Consider the following 3243-nt stretch of genomic DNA (forward strand, 5'->3'; position numbering starts at 1 on the left):
CGGCGGCGACCCGCCGGTCGCCCGCCCGCCGGGCCGCCGCCAGGTGGCGGCGCAGCACGTCGCGGCGGCGCACGAACGTGTCCTCGTAGTCGGCGGACGCGCCCCGCGAGTGCGTGCGGTAGGTGACGAGCGGGTCGTCGACCACGTCGAACACCGTGCGGTCGCGCAGCAGGCGCAGCCACAGGTCGAGGTCCTCGGCGCGCCGCAGCCGCGCGTCGAAGCCGCCGACGTCGAGCAGCAGGCGCCGGTCGACCACGACGCTCGAGGTGCACACGTGGTCGCCGACCAGCATCGCCTCGTAGGTGAGCCGCGCGGGGTAGGACCGCACCCAGGCCGACGCGGTGCCGTCGTCGGCGACGTGCTCCCACGTGAACGCCGTGTGCGACAGCTCGGCGCCGGTGCGCGCCAGCCCCTGCAGCTGGCGCTCGAGCTTGGTCGGCGCCCACAGGTCGTCGTGGTCCAGGAAGGCGACCCATGCCCCGGCGGCGGCGCGGGCGCCGGCGTTGCGCGCGGCCGAGACGCCGGCGTGCTCCATGCGCTGCAGCCGCACGCGCGGGTCGACCGCCTCGACCCACGACAGGTCCTCGGCGGAGCCGTCGTCGACGACGATCGCCTCCCAGTCCGTGACGGTCTGCGCGACGACCGAGCCGAGGGCGTCGCGCAGGGGCGGCCCGGGGTCGAGCACGGGCAGCACGACGCTCACCCGGGGCGCGGCGTGGCGGCCCGTCACGAGGCGGCTCCGGACGCGGTCAGCACCTGCAGCTCGGCGAGCCCGGTGTTGAGCGTGGAGGACGACGTGCCGGTCACCGTGAAGCGCAGGCTCGTGGTCGAGCGCGCGGGGAACGTCACCGTGACCGGCGACCCGTCGTCCGTCAGCGCCGGCACCGCCACCGTCGAGCCGTCCGAGAACGTCAGCGTCCCACCGGTCACCCGGTCGCTGGTGTTCGGCCGGTCGTGCAGCACCACCCGGTCCACCCGCTGGGCCGAGGCCCAGGTCAGCTGCAGCCACGCCCCGGTGCGCTGACCCTGCGTGGCCCACTCCTTGGTCCAGTCACCCGGGTAGCCGTCGGCCACGCCGTCGATCGCCCGCGCCGCCACCTGCCCGTCCGCCGCGTTCTGCGACGACGCGGTCGCCGTCGCCGAGACCGCCACGTTCTGCCCCGCCGGCGTCGACGGCGACGGGCTCGGGCTCGGCGACGGGCTCGGCGTGGGAGTCGGGGTCGGCGTGGGAGTCGGGGTCGGCGTGGGAGTCGGGGTCGGCGTGGGCGTCGGCGTGGGGTTCGGCGACGGGCTGGGGGTGGGTGTCGGCGTCGTCGTGGAGCCGCCGGCCGCGCGCACCTCGAGCTCGGCGAGGCCCACGTTGATCGTCGACGAGGACGTGCCGGTCACCGTCAGGCGCAGGCTCGTGGTCGAGCGCGCGGGGAACGTCACCGTGACCGGCGACCCGTCGTCCGTCAGCGCCGGCACCGCCACCGTCGAGCCGTCCGAGAACGTCAGCGTCCCACCGGTCACCCGGTCGCTGGTGTTCGGCCGGTCGTGCAGCACCACCCGGTCCACCCGCTGGGCCGAGGCCCAGGTCAGCTGCAGCCACGCCCCGGTGCGCTGACCCTGCGTGGCCCACTCCTTGGTCCAGTCACCCGGGTAGCCGTCGGCCACGCCGTCGATCGCCCGCGCCGCCACCTGCCCGTCCGCCGCGTTCTGCGACGACGCGGTCGCCGTCGCCGAGACCGCCACGTTCTGCCCCGCCGGCGCCGACGGCGACGGGCTCGGCGACGGGCTCGGGGAGGGGCTCGGGGAGGGTGATGGCGACGGCGACGGGTCGGGCCCCGACGACGCGCCGAAGACCTGCATCTCCGCCAGGCCCACGTTGACCGTCGCGCCCGAGGTGCCCGTGACCAGCAGCCGGACGCTCGTGGTCGCCCGGGCGGTGAACCGCACCTCCACGGGCGCCCCGTCGTTCGCGAGCGCCGGCACGGCGACCGTCGACCCGTCCGAGAACGTCAGCGTCCCGCTCGTCACCTGGTCGTCGGTGTTCGGCCGGTCGAACAGCACCACGCGGGCCACGGTCACGGGCGCGGTCCACCGGTACTGCAGCCACTCGCCGGCGCGGCCCTCGCGGCTCGACCACTCCTTGGCCGGGTCGGCGGGGTAGCCGGAGACGACGCCGTCGGCGGCCGCCGCGGCGACCGAGCCCTCCGCGCGGTCCTCGGACGACGCCAGGATCTGGGCGCTGCCCGCCAGGTTCCCGGCCGGCGTGGTGATTCCGGTGGGCCCCTGGTACTGCGGGGCCGGCGGGGTGTAGACGGGCGCCGGCGTGGTCACCGTGTACTGCCGCGGGATCCACGCGCCCTCCACCGTCCCCCGGCTGCAGGTCGGGTCGCCCTGGCACACCGCCGGGTCGTGCGCGGCGTACGCGCGGAAGGCGGCGAGCTTGTCGGCGTAGTCCTGGCCGCTGACGTTCTCGGGCTGGCTCGAGATCATGTAGTCGCGGTAGCGGACCACCTGCGCGGGGAAGCCGCGCAGCGCCGCCAGCGCGAAGCGCGCCCCGAACCGGTGGTCGGAGTGGTCGTTCGTGTCCACCTCGGTGTCGTCCTGCAGCCGCACCACGGTGGGGCCGTACGCCTCGGCGACGGCGCGGATGACGGCGAGCAGCTCGTCCTGCGTGTAGGAGGCGGCGCCGTCGACCGTGTCCATCTCGACGTCGGCGCCGGTCCACAGGTGCTCCAGCGACTGCCGGCCCGTGCTGGGGTACCCGGTGCCGGTGAGGAAGCCGTCCGGCAGCCGCAGGAACAGCAGGTCGATGCCCGTGCCGGACAGCCGCGACCGCGTCACCGGGTGGCCGGCGTGGGTCACGGTCGTCGTCGACCAGGTGCGCCCGGAGCCGCCGGCCATGGCGGCGTAGGCCGCCCGGGCACCGTCCTCCCGCCCGCCCCAGTACGACTGCGGCTGGCCCGCGTCGCCCGCCGTGAGGAACAGCGTGGTGACGCACGTGCCGGCGCGCACGTCGTGCAGCAGGTCCGGGCTCTGGAACAGGATGTCGTCGTCCTCGTGGGCGACGACCTGCAGGGCGCCCCCGCACCCCTCGGCCGCGGCCGCCGTCGCCGCGACCCACGTCGGGACCGCCACGCCGGCGAGCGCCACGCTCGTGACCGTCGCCACCACCGCCGCTGCGCGGTGGCGCCATCGCCTGGTTCTCATCGCCCCTCCTCGGGGTGTCAGGCGCCCGCGCGGTCGGCGACGACC

The 3243-nt window shown here is 76.1% G+C and carries 2 protein-coding genes; both read right to left on the reverse strand.

Annotation, left to right across the window (positions count from 1 at the left end):
- A partial coding sequence (locus GSF02_RS18335) for a glycosyltransferase family 2 protein (RefSeq protein WP_159798804.1) occupies positions 1-730 on the reverse strand: 730 nt, incomplete at its 3' end.
- On the reverse strand, positions 727-3198 hold the full coding sequence (locus GSF02_RS18340) for a DUF7402 domain-containing protein (protein ID WP_159798805.1): 2472 nt from the start codon (positions 3196-3198) through the stop codon (positions 727-729). The genes GSF02_RS18335 and GSF02_RS18340, both read right to left, overlap by 4 nt.
- Positions 3199-3243 lie beyond the last annotated feature (45 nt).

Source organism: Puerhibacterium puerhi, assembly GCF_009846865.1.
In the GTDB taxonomy this organism is placed as follows: domain Bacteria; phylum Actinomycetota; class Actinomycetes; order Actinomycetales; family Cellulomonadaceae; genus Puerhibacterium; species Puerhibacterium puerhi.

Bases quoted from the DNA above. Each gene is read 5' to 3' on its own strand.
- GSF02_RS18340 (WP_159798805.1), bottom strand. From the start codon at position 3,198: ATGAGAACCAGGCGATGGCGCCACCGCGCAGCGGCGGTGGTGGCGACG.